Annotated in this window: 18 protein-coding genes; all 18 read left to right on the top strand. The window is 66.1% G+C overall.

The window, feature by feature from the left end; translation table 11 throughout:
- Window positions 1–5 precede the first annotated feature (5 nt).
- On the top strand, window positions 6–455 hold the full coding sequence (gene fliJ / locus MVF76_RS00125; protein ID WP_297526445.1) for a flagellar export protein FliJ: 450 nt from the start codon (window positions 6–8) through the stop codon (window positions 453–455).
- A 303-nt stretch (window positions 456–758) separates the two neighbouring features.
- The gene (locus tag MVF76_RS00120) at window positions 759–1,733 is read left to right on the top strand and encodes a flagellar hook-length control protein FliK (RefSeq protein ID WP_297526443.1); all 975 of its coding nucleotides are present in this window, start codon (window positions 759–761) and stop codon (window positions 1,731–1,733) included.
- Between the two features lie 401 nt (window positions 1,734–2,134).
- The gene (locus MVF76_RS00115) at window positions 2,135–4,333 is read left to right on the top strand and encodes a putative bifunctional diguanylate cyclase/phosphodiesterase (RefSeq protein ID WP_297526442.1); all 2,199 of its coding nucleotides are present in this window, start codon (window positions 2,135–2,137) and stop codon (window positions 4,331–4,333) included.
- A gap of 167 nt (window positions 4,334–4,500) precedes the next feature.
- Window positions 4,501–5,040 (top strand): flagellar basal body-associated FliL family protein, encoded by a 540-nt coding sequence (locus MVF76_RS00110; protein WP_297526440.1) that lies wholly within the window; start codon window positions 4,501–4,503, stop codon window positions 5,038–5,040.
- 13 nt (window positions 5,041–5,053) lie between these two features.
- The gene (fliM, locus tag MVF76_RS00105; protein ID WP_297526438.1) at window positions 5,054–6,067 is read left to right on the top strand and encodes a flagellar motor switch protein FliM; all 1,014 of its coding nucleotides are present in this window, start codon (window positions 5,054–5,056) and stop codon (window positions 6,065–6,067) included.
- A 21-nt stretch (window positions 6,068–6,088) separates the two neighbouring features.
- Window positions 6,089–6,529 (top strand): flagellar motor switch protein FliN, encoded by a 441-nt coding sequence (gene fliN / locus MVF76_RS00100; RefSeq protein ID WP_297526436.1) that lies wholly within the window; start codon window positions 6,089–6,091, stop codon window positions 6,527–6,529.
- Window positions 6,526–6,963, top strand: a complete 438-nt coding sequence (gene fliO / locus MVF76_RS00095) for a flagellar biosynthetic protein FliO (RefSeq protein ID WP_297526434.1) — start codon at window positions 6,526–6,528, stop codon at window positions 6,961–6,963. The genes fliN and fliO overlap by 4 nt, the downstream gene beginning before the upstream one ends.
- Window positions 6,960–7,703: a flagellar type III secretion system pore protein FliP gene (gene fliP / locus MVF76_RS00090; RefSeq protein ID WP_297526432.1), complete on the top strand. Its 744-nt coding sequence runs from the start codon at window positions 6,960–6,962 to the stop codon at window positions 7,701–7,703. The genes fliO and fliP overlap by 4 nt, the downstream gene beginning before the upstream one ends.
- A gap of 18 nt (window positions 7,704–7,721) precedes the next feature.
- The gene (gene fliQ / locus MVF76_RS00085; protein WP_297526430.1) at window positions 7,722–7,994 is read left to right on the top strand and encodes a flagellar biosynthesis protein FliQ; all 273 of its coding nucleotides are present in this window, start codon (window positions 7,722–7,724) and stop codon (window positions 7,992–7,994) included.
- Window positions 7,995–8,010: 16 nt separating this feature from the next.
- Window positions 8,011–8,793 (top strand): flagellar biosynthetic protein FliR, encoded by a 783-nt coding sequence (fliR, locus tag MVF76_RS00080; protein ID WP_297526428.1) that lies wholly within the window; start codon window positions 8,011–8,013, stop codon window positions 8,791–8,793.
- Between the two features lies 1 nt (window position 8,794).
- The gene (gene flhB / locus MVF76_RS00075) at window positions 8,795–9,934 is read left to right on the top strand and encodes a flagellar biosynthesis protein FlhB (RefSeq protein WP_297526426.1); all 1,140 of its coding nucleotides are present in this window, start codon (window positions 8,795–8,797) and stop codon (window positions 9,932–9,934) included.
- 117 nt (window positions 9,935–10,051) lie between these two features.
- Window positions 10,052–12,160, top strand: coding sequence for a flagellar biosynthesis protein FlhA (gene flhA / locus MVF76_RS00070; RefSeq protein WP_297526424.1), 2,109 nt, complete (start codon window positions 10,052–10,054; stop codon window positions 12,158–12,160).
- 24 nt (window positions 12,161–12,184) lie between these two features.
- Window positions 12,185–13,387: a flagellar biosynthesis protein FlhF gene (gene flhF, locus MVF76_RS00065; RefSeq protein ID WP_297526423.1), complete on the top strand. Its 1,203-nt coding sequence runs from the start codon at window positions 12,185–12,187 to the stop codon at window positions 13,385–13,387.
- The gene (locus MVF76_RS00060) at window positions 13,380–14,261 is read left to right on the top strand and encodes a MinD/ParA family protein (protein WP_297526421.1); all 882 of its coding nucleotides are present in this window, start codon (window positions 13,380–13,382) and stop codon (window positions 14,259–14,261) included. The genes flhF and MVF76_RS00060 overlap by 8 nt, the downstream gene beginning before the upstream one ends.
- Complete coding sequence (locus MVF76_RS00055) at window positions 14,258–14,986, top strand: RNA polymerase sigma factor FliA (protein ID WP_297526419.1); 729 nt, start codon at window positions 14,258–14,260, stop codon at window positions 14,984–14,986. Before MVF76_RS00060 ends, MVF76_RS00055 begins: the two co-directional genes overlap by 4 nt.
- 112 nt (window positions 14,987–15,098) lie before the next feature.
- Window positions 15,099–15,491: a chemotaxis response regulator CheY gene (cheY, locus tag MVF76_RS00050; RefSeq protein ID WP_297526417.1), complete on the top strand. Its 393-nt coding sequence runs from the start codon at window positions 15,099–15,101 to the stop codon at window positions 15,489–15,491.
- 13 nt (window positions 15,492–15,504) lie between these two features.
- Window positions 15,505–16,275: a protein phosphatase CheZ gene (locus MVF76_RS00045; RefSeq protein WP_297526415.1), complete on the top strand. Its 771-nt coding sequence runs from the start codon at window positions 15,505–15,507 to the stop codon at window positions 16,273–16,275.
- A gap of 39 nt (window positions 16,276–16,314) precedes the next feature.
- Window positions 16,315–16,804 (top strand): Hpt domain-containing protein (locus tag MVF76_RS00040; RefSeq protein WP_297526413.1); only part of this gene is annotated, 490 nt, incomplete at its 3' end.

The raw sequence follows: 16,804 nt of genomic DNA, 5'->3' as shown, positions 1-16,804 counted from the left end.
GACGCATGAGTCGTTCCAAGCGCATGAAGCCGGTCAAGCAGGTCGCCGAGCATCGGGAGCAGGATGCCGCGCGCGCGCTCGGACGCGAGCTGGATCGGCTGGCCACCGAGCGTGGCAAGCTCGACCAGTTGATCGCCTATCGCGACGAGTATGCCCGCAGCTTCGAGGCCCGCGGCGGCAACGGTGTGCACGCCCGCGAGTTGCAGAACTTCCATGCCTTCCTGGGCCGGCTCAACGCGGCCATCGAGCAGCAGCAAAAGTCGGTTGCCGAGGCCGAGCAGGCCTGCGAGGCCCGGCGCCGGCAGTGGCTGCAGCGGCGCTCGCGCTCGGAGGCCCTGGGCAAGGTCATGGCACGCTATCAACGCGAAGAGGCACGTGACCGCGATCGGCGCGAACAGGCCGACAGCGACGAGCGCGCCCTTCAGTCCCATCGCCGGCGCCGGGACGACAGCTGAGCCGACTGCCTCGCGCCTCGGCAATCCGCTGCTGGACATGGGCTGGCACGGCCCTTGCTCCTTTTCTCTCCGTAAGCAACCCGCTCAGGAGAAGCACTCATGCCGGAACTGATGCCCGCCCCCGCACCGACACCTGCACCGGTCGCGGCCAGCTCTTCACCGGATTCGGGAAAATCGCTTCAGATTACTGAATCTTCAAGAGATGAGTCGGATTTTTCCGATATCCTGAATGGCCAGGCCGGTGCACCCGAGGCGACCACGGCGACGCCGTCCGGCGCGCCTGCAAAGGCGGTGGCGGCGGCCATGGGCGAGGACCCGCCGGTTGCCGACGGCAAGCCCTTGCCGGAACTGCTGACCCTGCTTCTGGCCGTGCCGCCGCAGCAGGAACCCGTGCCCCTGAACAGGGAGCAGCCCGGAGCGACCGTGGCCGCGACGGCAGGCGAGGCCCTGGAGCAGCGACTGGCGGCGCTGCTGCGCCGGTTCGATCGCGAGGCGGGGCCGTCCGGGCTGCGTGGACGGGTCGGCGAGATCGTTTCCGAGTTGGCCGCCGAGGCTGGCAAGGGCGGGGATGCAGTGACCATCGCCGTGCGGCAGGCGGTGGCCTCGCTGCAGCAGGTCCTGCCCCGAGCGGGCGAGTTCCGGCCGGCTGCGGAGCGCCTGATGGTGCGCATGGAGCAGTTGCTGCAGACCCGTGCCAGCCTGCAGCCCACCGCCCTTGCACCGGCCGATACGCCGGATGTCGCGGCCAGCCTGCCGGCCACCGCGGCCCCGATGACCGCCCCGGCAGCCCAGGCCCCCCAGGCCGCTCCGGCAGCGACCGCGACGGCCCTGCCGAGCACCCAGGTCACGGTGCCCTTCCAGCAGAGCGGCTGGGACCAGGCCGTCGGCGAGCGTGTGCTGTGGATGGTGAACCGGAACCTCCAGGGGGCCGAGATCCGGCTGAACCCGCCGCATTTGGGTCCCATCGAGGTACGGGTGCAGATGCACCAGGATCAGGCCCAGGTGAACTTCACTGCCCAGCATGCCGTGGTCCGCGAGGCGCTGGAAGCGGCCCTGCCGAGGCTGCGCGACATGTTCCAGAGTCAGGGCGTGGCACTGGTGAACGTGGACGTCTCGGATCGTTCGCTGGCCGAGCAGCGCGAACGCGCCGATGCTGAAGGCCAGGCTGCGCGGGGTGCCGTGGCCGGAATCGACGACGAGCTGCCGGAGGACGAGGCGGCGTCGCTGGCCATGATCCGCACCCTGCCGCCGGATCGGGCCATCGACCTGTTCGTGTGATACCGCCGAAGGATCGCTTCCGCCCTGGTGGAATGGGCGGGGCTAGCCCGCATATTGCACCAGGGGCTGCGGATGATGGCGGATTTGCAGCCGGGCTCGGAGAGCTGGAGCGAAAGCCGTAGCCGTCGCTACGGCTTGAGTGAAGCACCCCCGAGGCCGAGCGAAAATCCGCCAGGGCCGCAGCAGGAAGCGGGTGGGCACAAATCGTACTCCGGGCCACGGGTAAAAAACCCGGTTCATTGCCCACCAGGACAACAAGTTGCCTCCCGCCCGCTTCCGCCCTGGTGGAATATGCGGGCTAGGCAGCGGCTTTGCGATGTGGTACGGTCCTGCCATCGATAATAACAACAACATAAGAAGAGATGGCTGGAGGAAAATCACCAAAACGCGGGAAGCCGGACGTGCGCGCGTCGCGAGGCGATTCGTCGCGGCGGTTGCATGAACAGCGCAAGGAATTCCACTACGTCTTGCAGCTTGACGGCGAGGACGAACGCCTTTTGTCCGAGTACCAGGACGTGCTCGGTCAGGGCGCGGCACGCTTTGCCGAGATCTATTACGACTTCCTGTTCGACAATCCCGCCACGGCCGAAGTGCTCTATGCCTACGAGCGGCGCGGCGGCAACATCGGTGATCTGGTGCGGGCACACCTCAACCGGCTGCTGGCGCTGCTGCGTCCGGAGGCCGGAGAGGGCGACGGCGACATCGGTGCGCGCCATTGCCTCCATGGCGTAAAGCCGGTGTGGGTGATCGGCGCCTATCGGCTCTATCTCTCCCACTTGCAGAAACTGGTCGCGGAGCTGCCCGACCTGGACGGCGAACGGCGCCAGGCGCTGCAGGCGACGCTGGCCAAGCGGGTGTTCCTGGACATGGGACTGATGCTGCAGGGCTATGTCGATGCCCTGGGCGAGGATCTGGCCGCCAGCCGCGATGCCGCGCTGGGCCAGGAGGCGGAACTGACGCGGTTGCTCGACAATCTCCCCGGCAGCCTGTGGTCGGTCGATCCTGCACGGGGCAGTGTGCTGCACGCCAATGCCGCTGCCATCCGCGCCTGCGGGCGGGATGCGGCCGGGCCGCTGCCCATGCTGGCAGGTGTCGCCGAGCCGGACCAGTCCGCGCTGCAGGCCGCCTGGACGCACGCCTGTGCCGGTGAGGCTGCGGCGCTGGAAGTCGATTTTTGCCCGCGCGGCAGTGAGACGGCGCAGCGTTGCCGGTTGCTGCTCCGGCCCAGCCTGCGCCGGCGCAAGGTGGTGCGGGTGGATCTCTGGCTGGAACCGGTGGAGACCGGAGAGGCAGCCGAGCCGACGGCAGGCGATTCCGCGCCGGTCATGGACGAGCGCTCCCGGCTCTACGACCGCCTCGACCAGGCCATCCGCGCCTGCCGGCGCGAGTCCGATCGCCAGGCGGTACTGATGCTGATCGAACTCGACCCCTTCGAGCTGGTCGATCCCATCTCCGGCGGTCCTGCGGACGAGGCCTTGCGCCGCGAGGTCACCCTTCGCTTGCAGGGCAGCCTGCGGGAATCCGATACCCTGGTGCAGCTCGGTGCCGATCGCTTCGCCGTGCTGATGCCGTCGGTCGAACATGGCCGGCTGGCCGCCGAGCGGGTGGCCGGCAAGCTGCTCGAATGCTGCAAGGAACCGGTGTGGCTCGACGGCGAGGAGCATTACCTCGCCGGCGCCATCGGCGTGGCCCTGTTCCCGGATCATGGCGCGGATGCCGACACCCTGTTTGCCCGCGCCGAGCGCGCCGCCGAGCGGGCTCGGCGCAGCGATGCCGGTTTCCTGATCTACAGCCCGCAGACCGAAAACCAGCCCATGCCCGAGCTGCAGCTCTCCGGGCAGCTGCGCACGGCGCTGGAGCGCAACGAGTTCGAGCTGCACTACCAGCCCAAGGTCGGCATGCTGGACGGCAGCCTGGTGGGGGTGGAGGCATTGCTGCGCTGGAATCACCCGCATGATGGCGTCGTACCGCCCTCGCGCTTCCTGCATCTGGCCGAACAGAGCGGCATGATGGCACCCATTACCAACTGGGTGCTGGTCACCGCCCTGCGCCAGTGTCGCGAATGGCAGGCCCAGGGGCTGAGGCTGCCGGTGTCGGTGAACGTTTCCGCGCGCTCCTTCCAGACCCCGCGACTGCTGGAGCGCGTGGAATGGGCGCTCAACGAGGCGGGGGTGAGCGGTGAAAGCCTCGAAATCGAGATCACCGAGGAAACCCTGATGGCCGATCTCGACTATGGCGCGCAGGTGCTGACGCGGCTCGGCGACCTGGGCGTGCGGGTGGCGGTGGACGACTTCGGCACGGGCTATTCGTCGCTGGCCTATCTGCGGCGTCTGCCCATCGATACCCTCAAGATCGACAAGTCCTTCATGCAGGCGGCCCCGGACAGCCGGGCCGACGCCGCCATCGTCCGTTCCATCATCGAACTGGGTCACAACCTGGGGTGTACCGTGGTCGCCGAGGGCGTGGAAACACCCCGTGCCTGGAGCCTGCTGGCCGCGCTCGGATGCGATGCCGTCCAGGGCTATCACGTCAGCGGTCCGCTGCCGCGGGCCGGCTTCGCCGACTGGCTGAACGCAGGGGCCTGGTCGCCGCCCCAGTAGCCGGCTCGCCACCTTTTTGGCTGGTGGCGGGCGCCGGCCACGTCAATCCTTCGGCGTCCGATCAAATCGCTTTCTCATCATATTGATTCAGAACGGGAAAAATTTTCCCGACTTCGTGGCATGGGACTTGCTTCAGCTCTGTCGACCGTAATCAGGGGAAGACAGAGATGGCAGACGACCTCGATCTCGACGTGGAAGACGCACCCAAGGGCGGGGGCAAGAAACTGCTGCTGTTCGGCATCATCGGTGGCGTGCTGCTGATCGGCGCGCTGGTGGCGGTGCTCTTCTTCGCCGGCATCCTGGGCGGTGGTGACCAGGCCGGCACGCCCGAGGGTGAGGGCGCCGAGGCCGGCGCGGAGGCCGAAGAGGCGGCCGTGGCAGCCGCGGGTCCCATGATCTATCAGCCGCTGGAACCCCCCTTCGTGGTGAATTTTTCCGCCGACGCCGACGTGCGTTTCATGCAGATCACATTGCAGGTCGCCGACCGTCGCCAGGCCGTCATCGATGCCGTCAAGGAACACAGCCCGGCCATCCGCAATGCCCTGGTGCTGCTGTTCAGCAGCCAGGACCCGGAAGTGCTGAACACGCGCGAGGGCAAGGAAAACCTGCGCCAGCAGGCGCTGGTCGAGATCCGCAAGGTACTCAAGGAACAGACCGGCAAGGGCGAACTCGAGAATCTCTATTTCACCAGCTTCGTGATGCAGTAGGACGGGGGATGCGGTGAGCGACCTGCTTTCACAGGAAGAAATCGACGCGCTGCTGCACGGGGTAGGCAGCGGCGATGTCGAAACCGAAGGCGACGACGGCCTGGCCGAGGGCGAGGCACGGTCCTACGACTTCACCAGCCAGGACCGCATCGTGCGCGGGCGCATGCCCACGCTGGAGATGATCAACGAACGCTTCGCCCGCTATTTTCGTATCAGCCTGTTCAATATGCTGCGTCGCCAGGGCGAGATCTCGGTCGGCGGCGTGCAGATGCTCAAGTTCGGCGAATACATCCACAGCCTGTTCGTGCCCACCAGCCTCAATCTGGTGAAGATCAATCCGCTCAGGGGCACGGCCCTTTTCGTGTTCGATCCCAAGCTGGTGTTCAGCGCGGTGGACAACTATTTCGGTGGCGACGGTCGCTTCCATACCAAGATCGAGGGCCGCGAGTTCACGCCCACCGAGCAGCGGGTCATCCAGCGCATGCTCAAGCAGGCCTTCGACGACCTGCAGCAGGCCTGGAAGCCGGTGCTGCCAGTGGAGTTCGAGTACATGAACTCCGAGGTCAATCCCCAGTTCGCCAACATCGTCAGTCCGACCGAAGTGGTGGTGGTCTCCACCTTCCATATCGAGCTGGAGGGCGGTGGCGGCGCCCTGCATGTGACCATGCCCTACAGCATGGTGGAGCCGATCCGCGAGTTGCTGGATGCCGGTGTGCAGAGTGACCGTTCCGAGGTCGACGAACGCTGGCGCATCGCCATTCGCGAGGAAATGAAGAGTGCGCAGATCGAACTGACCTCGATCCTGACCGAGACCGAGCTGACCATGCGTGAACTGATGGAGCTCAAGCCCGGCGACGTCATTCCCTTTGACATGCCGGAGACGGTCGTTCTGCGCTCGGAGGACATTCCCCTGTTTCGCGGGCGGTTCGGGGTCTCCAACGGCAACCGCGCAGTCAAGATCATCGAACGCATCAGCCAGGGGCCTGCCGGCCTGACCCAGGGCGGCCCCCTGGATGTCGTGAACTGAAGCCATGCTCTGGAGCCAGTCATGAGTGACGAAGAGAACGTAGATCAGGATGCCATCGCTGACGAATGGGCCGCGGCTCTGGCGCAGCAGGAAGGCGAGGAAGGCGGAGGCGAGGGCGCCAAGGCTGCGTCCGAGACCGAGGCGCAGCCGGCGCAGCTCGATGAGCTGGAGAGCGACAATCTTCCGGTAAACACCGGCGACGATGTGAACCTCGATCTGATACTCGACATCCCGGTCACCATCGCCATGGAGATCGGCCGCACCCGGATCAGCATCCGCAACCTGCTGCAGCTCAACCAGGGCTCGGTGGTGGAGCTGGACCGGCTGGCCGGCGAGCCCATGGATGTGCTGGTCAACGGCACCCTGGTCGCCCATGGCGAGGTGGTGGTGGTCAACGAAAAGTTCGGCATTCGACTGACCGACGTGGTCAGTCCGGCCGAGCGGGTGAAGAAACTGAAGTGAAACCGGGACTTGCAGTGCTGATCGGCGTCTGTCTCGCGCCGGGTCTGGCCGCCGCCGAAGGGGAAACCCCGGCGTTGCCGGCGGTCGCAGAGCCCATGGCCGCCGGGCAGATCGTCCAGCTCCTGCTGGGGCTGGCCGCGGTCATGCTGCTGATCTTCGGTATGGCCTGGTTGCTGCGCCGGGTCACGGGGCAGGGCGCTCTCGCCAACGGTGCGTTGCGCATCGTGGGCGGCCTGTCCATGGGTGCGCGCGAGCGCATCGTGCTGGTCCAGGTCGGCGACACCCAGCTGCTGGTGGGGGTGGCACCGGGCCGGGTACAGACACTGCACGTGCTCCCCGAGCCCTTGCCGGTCGAAACGGCGGAGCAGGGTGGTGCCGGCTTTCAGCGGGTGCTGGGGCAGGTGCTGGGCGGACGCGGAGCGAAGCGTTCATGAAGCGCTGGCTGTCGCTGCTGCTGCCGCTGCTGTTGTGCCTGTCCCTGCCGGTGCAGGCCGAGCAGGGCTTTGCCGCCGTGCATGTGGACACGGCCGCGGACGGTTCCCAGACCTGGTCGGTGAGCCTGCAGGTGCTGGCGCTGATGACGGCGCTGAGCTTCCTGCCGGCGCTGCTTATGATGATGACTTCCTTTACCCGCATTGTCATCGTGCTGGCCATCCTGCGCCAGGCACTGGGTACCATGCAGACCCCGTCCAACCAGATTCTCATCGGCCTGTCGCTGATGCTGACCTTCTTCATCATGGTGCCGGTGTTCGACGAGGTCTACGACACCGCGGTGCAGCCCTATCTCAACGATGAGCTCACGCCACAGGAAGCGATCCAGCGCGCGGCCGTACCTTTCCGCGGTTTCATGCTGGCGCAGACCCGCGAGGCGGACCTGGATCTGTTCGCCGAGATCTCCCGCAGCGAGCCCGTCGCCGATGCCGAGTCGGTCCCATTCTCGCTGCTGATGCCGGCCTTCGTGACCAGCGAGCTGAAGACGGCGTTCCAGATCGGTTTCCTGATCCTGATTCCCTTTCTGGTGATCGACCTGGTCATCGCCAGCCTGCTGATGTCCATGGGCATGATGATGCTGTCGCCGATGATCATTTCCCTGCCGTTCAAGATCATGCTGTTCGTGCTGATCGACGGCTGGACCCTGATCATGGGTACGCTCGCCCAGAGTTTCTTCGTCTAGCGCCGTGGAGGTCTCCTCATGACACCCGAAGCCGTACTCACCGTGGGCCGTCAGGCGCTGGAAGTGACCACGCTGCTGGCGGGTCCGCTGCTGATTTCCTCGCTGGTGGTGGGCCTGATCGTGGCCATGTTCCAGGCCGCGACCCAGATCAACGAAATGACGCTCACCTTCATCCCCAAGCTGATCGTCATTGTGGTGGTGCTCATGGTCGCCGGGCCCTGGCTGCTACGCACGCTCACCGGCTTCACCATCCGTTTGTTCCAGAGCATCCCGACGCTGGTCGGACAGTAGCGGGTCGCTGCCCGGGATGCTGTTCACCACCAGTCAGATCGCCGCCTGGATAGGGGATTTCTTCTGGCCCTTCATCCGCATCGGCATGATGTTCGCGGTGGTGCCCGTGTTTGGCGGCCGCCTGGTGCCGATGCGGGTGCGGATCATTCTGGCCCTGGCCGTCACGATGGTCCTGGTGCCGGTGATTCCGCCGGCCCCGGCCGTGGATCCGCTGAGTGGGGCGGCCCTGCTGATCACCTTCCAGCAACTGGCCATCGGCATGGTCATGGGTTTTCTCATCCAGCTCGTGTTCAGCGCGCTGGTGCTGGGTGGTCATACGGTGGCCATGAGCATGGGCCTGGGCTTTGCCTCCATGGTCGATCCCCAGAACGGGGTACAGGTGCCGGTGGTGGGCCAGTACTACATCACGGTGGCGACGCTGCTGTTCCTGGCCCTCGACGGTCACCTGGCGCTGATTGCGCTGTTGGCGGACAGCTTCCACAGCATTCCGGTCGGTACGCTCGGTGTGACCCGTGACAATCTGTGGGAAGTGGCCGCCTGGGGCGGACGCATGTTCGCCGGCGGCGTGCTGATCGCCATGCCGGCCGTCACCGCGCTGTTGCTGACCAACATCGCCTTTGGCGTGGTCACGCGGGCCGCGCCCCAGCTCAATATCTTCGGCGTGGGCTTCCCTATCACGCTCACGCTGGGTTTTGTGCTCATCATGTTCTCCCTGCCGAGCCTGTTGCCGCAGTTCAGCGGCCTGCTCGAGGATGCCATGGGCGTGATTCTCCGCATCGGCCGGACGCACGGAGGCTGACATGGCGGAGAACAAGGACGGGCAGGAACGCACAGAACAGGCGACGCCCAAGCGCCAGCAGGAGGCGCGGCGCAAGGGCCAGATTCCCCGTTCGCGGGAACTGAACACCCTGGCCATGCTGATGGCAGCCGCCGGTACCCTGGTGTTGAGCGGCGGCCACATGGCGGCGCAGTTTTCGGCGTTGCTGCACAACGGCCTCAGCTTCGACCGCCGTGCGATCTTCAGTCCCAGGGGGTTGATCGATGCCATGGAAATGGCGCTGGGGGCCGGCCTGGCCCTCGTCGCGCCCTTCTTCGTCATCAGCGTCATCGTGGCGCTGGTGTCCTCGGTGGCGCTCGGGGGCTGGGGATTCAGTGTCGAAGCCCTGACTCCGAAACTCGACAAGCTCAACCCGCTCAAGGGTTTCAAGCGGATGTTTTCGGTGCGCGGCCTGGTGGAACTGCTCAAGGCACTGGCCAAGTTCCTGCTGGTCGCCGGCGTCGGCATCGGACTGTTCATGCATTACTCGTCCGAGCTTATCGGGCTCGGCTACGAGTCGGTCGAGGCGGCGCTCGCGCACGCGGGCGAGATCCTGGCCTGGTGCTTCCTGCTGCTGAGCGCGACCCTGATTCTGGTCGCGGCCGCGGACGTGCCCTTCCAGCTATGGGATCACAAGCGGAATCTCAAGATGACCCGGCAGGAGGTCAAGGACGAACTCAAGGACACCGAGGGCAAGCCGGAAGTCAAGAGCCGCATCAAGCAGATGCAGCGCGAGATTGCCCAGCGGCGGATGATGGAGGCGGTGCCCGACGCCGATGTCGTCATCACCAACCCCACCCACTATGCCGTGGCCCTCAAGTACGACGATGCGCGCATGGGCGCGCCGGTGGTGGTGGCCAAGGGCAAGGACCTGATCGCGCGCGAGATCCGCGAACGGGCGATCGCCGCCGAGGTGCCCATCGTGTCCGCGCCGCCGCTGGCGCGCGCCATCTTCTTCAGTACCGAGCTCGACCAGGAGATTCCCGCCGCCCTGTACCTGGCCGTGGCCCAGGTGCTGGCCTACGTGTTCCAGTTGCGCACCGCTGCGCGTCACGGCGGCGAGGTGCCGCCACCGCCGGCCGACATCGAGGTGCCGGAGGGTTTCGACGCGCCACCCCGCTGAGTGTGCGGCCCCGCCAGGGAAGGCCCGGGGGTGCCATCGCCGTCATGGCCCGGGCTGGCAAGGAAATTGAATCAGTGATGCAAGGCGTCATTTGCATGACGCGCAACGGGTGGACCCATGAACGACAGTGCACTGACCCTGAACTTCCGTGACCTGGCCCGCAACGGCCTGGGTGCGCCCATCCTGCTGGTGCTCATGCTGGCGATGATGGTGGTGCCGCTGCCGCCGCTGGCGCTGGACATGCTGTTCACCTTCAATATCTCGCTGTCGCTGGTGGTGCTGATGGTCACCATCTACGCGCTGCGCCCGCTGGACTTCGGCGTGTTCCCGACCGTGCTGCTGGTCGCAACCCTGATGCGGCTGGCGCTCAATGTGGCCTCCACCCGCGTGGTACTGCTGGAAGGGCATACCGGCACCGGCGCGGCGGGCAAGGTGATCGAGGCCTTCGGCGAATTCGTGGTCGGCGGCAACTATGCCGTGGGTCTGGTGGTGTTCGCCATCCTGGTCATCATCAATTTCGTGGTGGTCACCAAGGGCGCCGGGCGCGTGTCCGAGGTCAGCGCACGCTTCACCCTCGATGCCATGCCCGGCAAGCAGATGGCCATCGACGCCGATCTCAATGCCGGTCTGATCACCCAGGAGGAGGCCCGTGCGCGGCGCGAGGACGTGACCCGCGAGGCCGATTTCTACGGGGCCATGGACGGCGCCAGCAAGTTCGTTCGCGGCGACGCCATTGCGGGCATCCTGATCCTGTTCATCAACATCCTCGGCGGTCTAGGCATCGGCATGATCCAGCACGACCTGGCGTTCTCCGATGCCCTGCGCAACTACACCCTGCTGACCATCGGCGACGGCCTGGTGGCACAGATCCCCTCGCTGGTGCTGTCCACGGCCACGGCCATCATCGTCACCCGTGTCTCCAGCTCGCAGAACATGGGCGAGCAGGTGGTCAGCCAGCTGTTCGACAACCCGGCCGCGCTGGGTGTGACTTCCGGCGTGCTGGGCCTGCTCGGCATCATTCCCGGCATGCCCAATCTGGCCTTCCTCTCGCTGGCCGGCGCCGGCGGCTTTGCCACCTGGTGGCTGACGGAGCGCAGGAAGAATGTACCCACCGAGGAAGCGGAACCCCCCGAAACGCCCGAGCCGCCACCCGAGGCACGCGATCTCAGCTGGGAGGATGTCGGCCCCGTGGATGTCATCGGTCTGGAGGTCGGCTATCGCCTGATCCCGCTGGTGGACCGTAACCAGGGCGGGCCGCTGATGGAACGCATCAAGGGCGTGCGCAAGAAGCTGTCCCAGGAACTGGGCTTCCTGATCCAGCCGGTACACATCCGCGACAATCTCGACCTGTCGCCCAATGCCTACCGCATCACCCTCAACGGGGTGCCGGTGGGCGAGGCCGAGATCCACCCCGATCAGGAGCTGGCCATCAATCCCGGCCAGGTCTTCGGCAGCGTGCCGGGCACGCCGACCCGTGACCCCGCGTTCGGGCTGGAGGCGGTCTGGATCACGCCGGACCAGCACGACAACGCCCAGGCCATGGGTTACACCGTGGTCGATGCCGCCACCGTGGTCGCCACCCACCTGTCGAACCTGTTGCAGGAAAACGCGGCCCAGCTCCTCGGCCACGAGGAGGTCCAGCACCTGCTCGACAACCTGGCGCGGACCGCGCCCAAGCTGGTCGAGGATCTGGTGCCCAATGCACTGCCGCTGGGCGTGGTGGTCAAGGTGCTGCAGAACCTGCTCGCCGAGCGCGTGCCCATCCGCGACCTGCGCACCATCGCCGAGACGCTGGCAGAACACGCCCCCCGGACGCAGGACGCCGAAAATCTGACGGCCGCCGTCCGGGTCGCCCTCGGCCGGTCGATCGTCCAGAACATCAATGGCTTGGCGAACGAATTGCCGGTGATTGCGCTCGATCCCGCGCTGGAACAGATATTGCTAAACACCATTCAGGGTGCCCAGGACGGGGGTGCCGGATTCGAACCGGGGTTGGCCGAACAGCTGCACCGGGCACTGGCGGAAAAGGCTCAGCAACAGGAAATGAACGGTCAGCCGGCCGTGCTGCTGGTAGCCCCGCCCATCCGCGGCTGGCTGGCGCGGCTGGTGCGGCACAGCATCCCGAATCTGCACGTCCTGTCCTACAACGAGGTGCCGGACAACAGGCAGATCAAGGTCGTGGCCACTGTCGGACAGGCACCGACCGGACTCGAACAGGGCAACTGAGCGACGGACTGAAGGGGCAGGAAGATGAAGATCAAGCGCTACTTCGCACCGGACATGCGCCAGGCGATTCGCAAGGTCCGCGAGGCCCAGGGTCCCGATGCCGTCATCCTCTCCAACCGCAAGGTCAAGGGCGGCGTCGAGATCATCGCCGCCATCGACTACGACCCGTACCAGCTCCCGGGCGAGGCCGTGGAGGCCCGGCGCAGCGAGGCACCCGCGGCTGCCGAGCCGCCCCCGGAACCGACGCCCGAACCGCGGCGCAAGCGACCCGATGTGGAGTGGGACGAGGATCCGGCGCTGGTTGCCATGCGGAGCGAGATCCGCGAACTGCGCGACCTGCTGGAGAACCAGCTGGCCCACCTGGCCTGGCGTGAATTCAGCCGCGAGCACCCGGCGCAGGCCGGCCTGCTGCGACGCCTGACCGAACTCGGCCTGCCGCGTGACCTGTGCGAGCGCCTGATCGAGGCCGTGGGCGAGCAGCCCGATGCCGAGCAGGCCTGGCGGCGCGCGCTGGTGCTGCTGGCGCAGAGCCTGCCGGTGACCGATGACGACATCCTGGACAAGGGGGGCATCGTCGCCCTGGTCGGTCCCACCGGGGTCGGCAAGACCACCACGGTCGCCAAGCTCGCCGCGCGTTTCGCCCTGCGTCACGGGCCCCGCAGCGTGGCCCTGATCAGCACTGACAGCTATCGCATCGCTGCCCACGAGCAGTTGTTCACCTACGGTCGCATCCTCGGCGTGCCGGCGCAGGTGGCCGGCGACGCCCAGGAACTGGCCAACGCCCTCAAGAGCCTGCCCGACAAGCGGCTGATCCTGATCGATACCGCCGGCATGAGCCAGCGTGACCTGCGCCTGAGCAGCCAGTTCGAGACCCTGCGTGTCGCCGGTCTGCCCATACGCAGCTATCTTGTGCTGGCGGCCAGTACCCAGACTGCCGTGCTCGAGGAGGCGGTGCGCGCCTTCGGCGGGCTCGAGCTGGCCGGCTGCATCCTGACCAAGGTCGACGAGAGTGCCAGCCTTGGCGGCGCGCTCTCGGTCGTGGTCCGTTACCGCCTGCCGCTGGCCTACGTCGGCGACGGCCAGCGCGTGCCGGAAGATCTCCATCCCGCCCGGGCCCACAAGCTGGTGAACCGGGCGGAAGCCCTCATGCAACAAGCCGGACAAACCACAGATGACGACACCCTTGCAGAACGCTTCGGCGGCCTGGCAGCCCAGGCCCATGCCTGAAGCGCATTTCGATCAGGCGAGCGGACTGCGACAGATGGCCAACCCGAAACCCGTGCGCGTGATTGCCGTGACCAGCGGCAAGGGAGGCGTGGGCAAGACCAACGTATCGGTCAATCTGGCGGTAGCACTCGCGGATGCCGGTCGCAACGTGATGCTGATGGACGCCGACCTGGGCCTGGCCAATGTCGACGTCATGCTTGGCCTGCAACCCGAGCACGATCTTTCGCACGTGGTCAACGGCGAGCGTACCCTGGAGGAGGTTGTCGTCGACGGCCCGGCCGGCCTGCGCATCGTGCCGGCGGCCAGCGGCGTGCAGGCGATGGCGGAATTGAGCACGGCGGAACACGCCGGACTGATCCGCGCCTTCTCCGAACTCAGCGTGCCGCTGGACACCCTGATCGTGGATACCGCGGCCGGCATTGCCGACAGCGTGGTCAGCTTCAGCCGTGCCTCGCAGGAAGTGATCGTGGTGGTCTGCGACGAGCCGGCCTCGATCACCGATGCCTATGCCCTGATCAAGGTGCTCAGCCGCGATCACGGCGTGCAACGCTTCCGGGTGCTTGCCAATATGGCGCACAGCGCCCAGGAAGGGCGTGATCTCTACGGCAAGATCGCCCGCGTGACCGAGCGCTATCTCGACGTCACCCTCGATTTCATGGGCGCCGTGCCCTATGACGACTACCTGCGCAAGGCGGTCAAGCGCCAGAAGCCGGTGGTCGAGGCCTATCCCCGTTCCCGTGCCGCCATGGCCTTCAAGAACCTGGCGCAGAAGGCGGAGAACTGGCCCATCCCGACCGGTGCCGCCGGTCATCTCGAATTCTTCGTTGAACGACTGATCCAGTCCTCCACCCAGGTGATGGAGGCCACGTCATGAATGGAGCTGCCATGTACGCCGCAACCCAGGACCGCGGACAGGATGAACTGGTCACCCGGCATGCGCCGCTGGTCAAGCGCATTGCCTACCATCTGATGAGCCGGCTGCCGCCCAGCGTGCAGGTGGACGATCTCATCCAGGCCGGCATGATCGGCCTGCTGGAGGCGGCGCGCAACTACGACCCCTCGCAGGGCGCGAGCTTCGAGACCTACGCGGGCATTCGCATTCGGGGCGCGATGCTCGACGAAATCCGCCGTACCGACTGGACCCCGCGTTCGGTGCACCGCAAGGCCCGGCAGGTCGCCGAGGCGGTGCGCGAGATCGAGAACGCCAAGGGCCGCGACGCTCGCGACAACGAGGTCGCCGAACTGCTCGGCATCAGCCTCGACGAGTATCACCGCATCCTTCAGGATGCCACCGGGGCCCGGGTATTCAGCTTCGACGACCCGGGCACCATGGGCGAGGAGAGCGAGCCGCGCAGCCTGGAGGCCGGCAACGAGCCGCTGGACAATCTCCAGCACGACGACTTCCAGAAGGCCCTGGCGGAAGCCATCGCCGGTCTGCCGGAGCGCGAGCGCCTGGTGATGGCGCTCTATTACGACGAGGAGCTGAATCTCCGCGAAATCGGCGAGGTTCTGGGCGTCTCCGAGTCGCGCGTATGCCAGATCCACGGCCAGGCGCTGATCCGCCTGCGGGCCCGCATGGGCGAGTGGACCGGCGATTAAGAAATCTGCGCGGGCGGCCGATACAGGGTCGAGCCTGCGCCCGGCATGAGGGAGTCATGCGCAATCCGAACACAAGCAGGAAGACGGAAGGCGTGTTCTGCGGGAGGTCGATTTGGACAAGAACATGAAAATCCTGATCGTGGATGATTTCTCCACGATGCGGCGCATCATCAAAAACCTGCTCCGAGACCTGGGATTCAACAACACCCAGGAGGCGGATGACGGGACCACCGCCTTGCCCATGCTCCAGGCGGGCGGCTTCGATTTTCTGGTCACGGACTGGAACATGCCTGGCATGACCGGCCTGGATCTGCTCAAGGCAGTGCGTGCCGATCCCAAGCTTTCCAGCCTGCCGGTGCTGATGGTCACGGCCGAGGCCAAGAAGGACCAGATCATCGAGGCGGCGCAGGCGGGTGTCAACGGCTACATCGTCAAGCCGTTCACCGCCCAGACCCTGAAGGAGAAGATCGACAAGATCTTCGAGCGCCTGGCGGCCACGGGTTGAAGGACAGAACAAGATGAGCGAAACAGCAAAGGTAGCGGAGCAGGCATCACTGGACACGGCACGGCAGCTGGTCGCCGAGCTGGAGGCCGGCAACGAGGAGGCCGCCAACGAACTTCTCGACCAGCTTTCCCGGCAGCGCGAACAGGGCCTGTTCCAGGAACTCGGCAAGCTCACCCGCGAGCTGCACAACGCGCTCAGCAGCTTCCAGCTCGACTCGCGCATTGCCACGCTGACCGAATCGGACATCCCGGATGCCAAGGAGCGGCTGAACTACGTCATTACCATGACGGAGCAGGCCGCCCACAAGACCCTGACCGCGGTCGAGACCAGCCTTCCGGTAGCCGAGGAACTGCAACGCGACGCCCGCGAGCTGCACGACAAGTGGCAGCGCTTTCGGCGACGCGACATGATCGCCGAGGAGTTTCGCGAGCTGGTGCCGGAGCTGGACCGCTTTCTGGCCAGTACCGTGGATCACGCCAGCCTGCTCAGCGGCCAGCTCTCCGACGTACTGATGGCGCAGGACTTCCAGGATCTCACCGGGCAGATCATCCGCCGGGTCATCAGCCTGGTGCAGGAGGTCGAGGAGAACCTGGTCGACCTGATCCGCATCTCCGGCCAGCAGATCAAGGGTGGCCAGGTCGTGGACAAGCCGGTCAAGGCGGTGGAAGAGAAATCGTCCTCGAAGGGATTCGGGCCCCAGGTGCCGGGCGTGAAGGAAGGCGAGGGGGAAGTCATGAACGGTCAGGACGACGTCGACGAGCTGCTTTCCAGTCTGGGCTTCTGAACGGACGGAACGAGCCGAGATGGTTGAGGAACGCGACCCATGAGTCTGGATCCCAATGACGACATTCTTCAGGACTTCCTGGTCGAGGCCGGGGAGCTGCTGGAATCGCTGAACGAACAGCTGGTGGAGCTGGAGCAGAGTCCCGAGGACAAGGACCTGCTCAATGCGGTGTTCCGCAGTTTTCACACCATCAAGGGTGGCGCCAGCTTCCTGAACCTGACTCATCTGGTGGAGATCTGCCACCGCGCCGAGGATGTGTTCAACGTGTTGCGCAACGGCGAACGCGTGGCGGACGGTGACCTCATGGACACCGTCCTGCAGGTGCTGGACGTGGTCAACGCCATGTTTGGAGAGATCCACGGTGGCGAGGAGCCCAGTCCGGCCGACCCCGGGCTGCTCAAGGCGCTCGAGGGCTATGCGGTGCCCGACACGGGCGAGGCACCGGCGCCGGCCGTGGAAGCGTCCGCGGGCGAGGCCCCTGCGGACGATGTGGAGGCCGAGTTCGAGGCCATGCTCGATGCCGCACAGG

This window comes from Thiohalobacter sp., assembly GCF_027000115.1.
Lineage (GTDB): Bacteria > Pseudomonadota > Gammaproteobacteria > Thiohalobacterales > Thiohalobacteraceae > JALTON01.
This window is presented reverse-complemented; position numbering and strand designations above follow the sequence as displayed.

Bases quoted from the DNA above. Each gene is read 5' to 3' on its own strand.
- fliJ (WP_297526445.1), top strand. From the start codon at position 6: ATGAGTCGTTCCAAGCGCATGAAGCCGGTCAAGCAGGTCGCCGAGCAT.
- MVF76_RS00120 (WP_297526443.1), top strand. From the start codon at position 759: ATGGGCGAGGACCCGCCGGTTGCCGACGGCAAGCCCTTGCCGGAACTG.
- MVF76_RS00110 (WP_297526440.1), top strand. From the start codon at position 4,501: ATGGCAGACGACCTCGATCTCGACGTGGAAGACGCACCCAAGGGCGGG.
- fliN (WP_297526436.1), top strand. From the start codon at position 6,089: ATGAGTGACGAAGAGAACGTAGATCAGGATGCCATCGCTGACGAATGG.
- fliP (WP_297526432.1), top strand. From the start codon at position 6,960: ATGAAGCGCTGGCTGTCGCTGCTGCTGCCGCTGCTGTTGTGCCTGTCC.
- fliQ (WP_297526430.1), top strand. From the start codon at position 7,722: ATGACACCCGAAGCCGTACTCACCGTGGGCCGTCAGGCGCTGGAAGTG.
- fliR (WP_297526428.1), top strand. From the start codon at position 8,011: ATGCTGTTCACCACCAGTCAGATCGCCGCCTGGATAGGGGATTTCTTC.
- flhB (WP_297526426.1), top strand. From the start codon at position 8,795: ATGGCGGAGAACAAGGACGGGCAGGAACGCACAGAACAGGCGACGCCC.
- flhA (WP_297526424.1), top strand. From the start codon at position 10,052: ATGAACGACAGTGCACTGACCCTGAACTTCCGTGACCTGGCCCGCAAC.
- flhF (WP_297526423.1), top strand. From the start codon at position 12,185: ATGAAGATCAAGCGCTACTTCGCACCGGACATGCGCCAGGCGATTCGC.
- MVF76_RS00060 (WP_297526421.1), top strand. From the start codon at position 13,380: ATGCCTGAAGCGCATTTCGATCAGGCGAGCGGACTGCGACAGATGGCC.
- MVF76_RS00055 (WP_297526419.1), top strand. From the start codon at position 14,258: ATGAATGGAGCTGCCATGTACGCCGCAACCCAGGACCGCGGACAGGAT.
- MVF76_RS00045 (WP_297526415.1), top strand. From the start codon at position 15,505: ATGAGCGAAACAGCAAAGGTAGCGGAGCAGGCATCACTGGACACGGCA.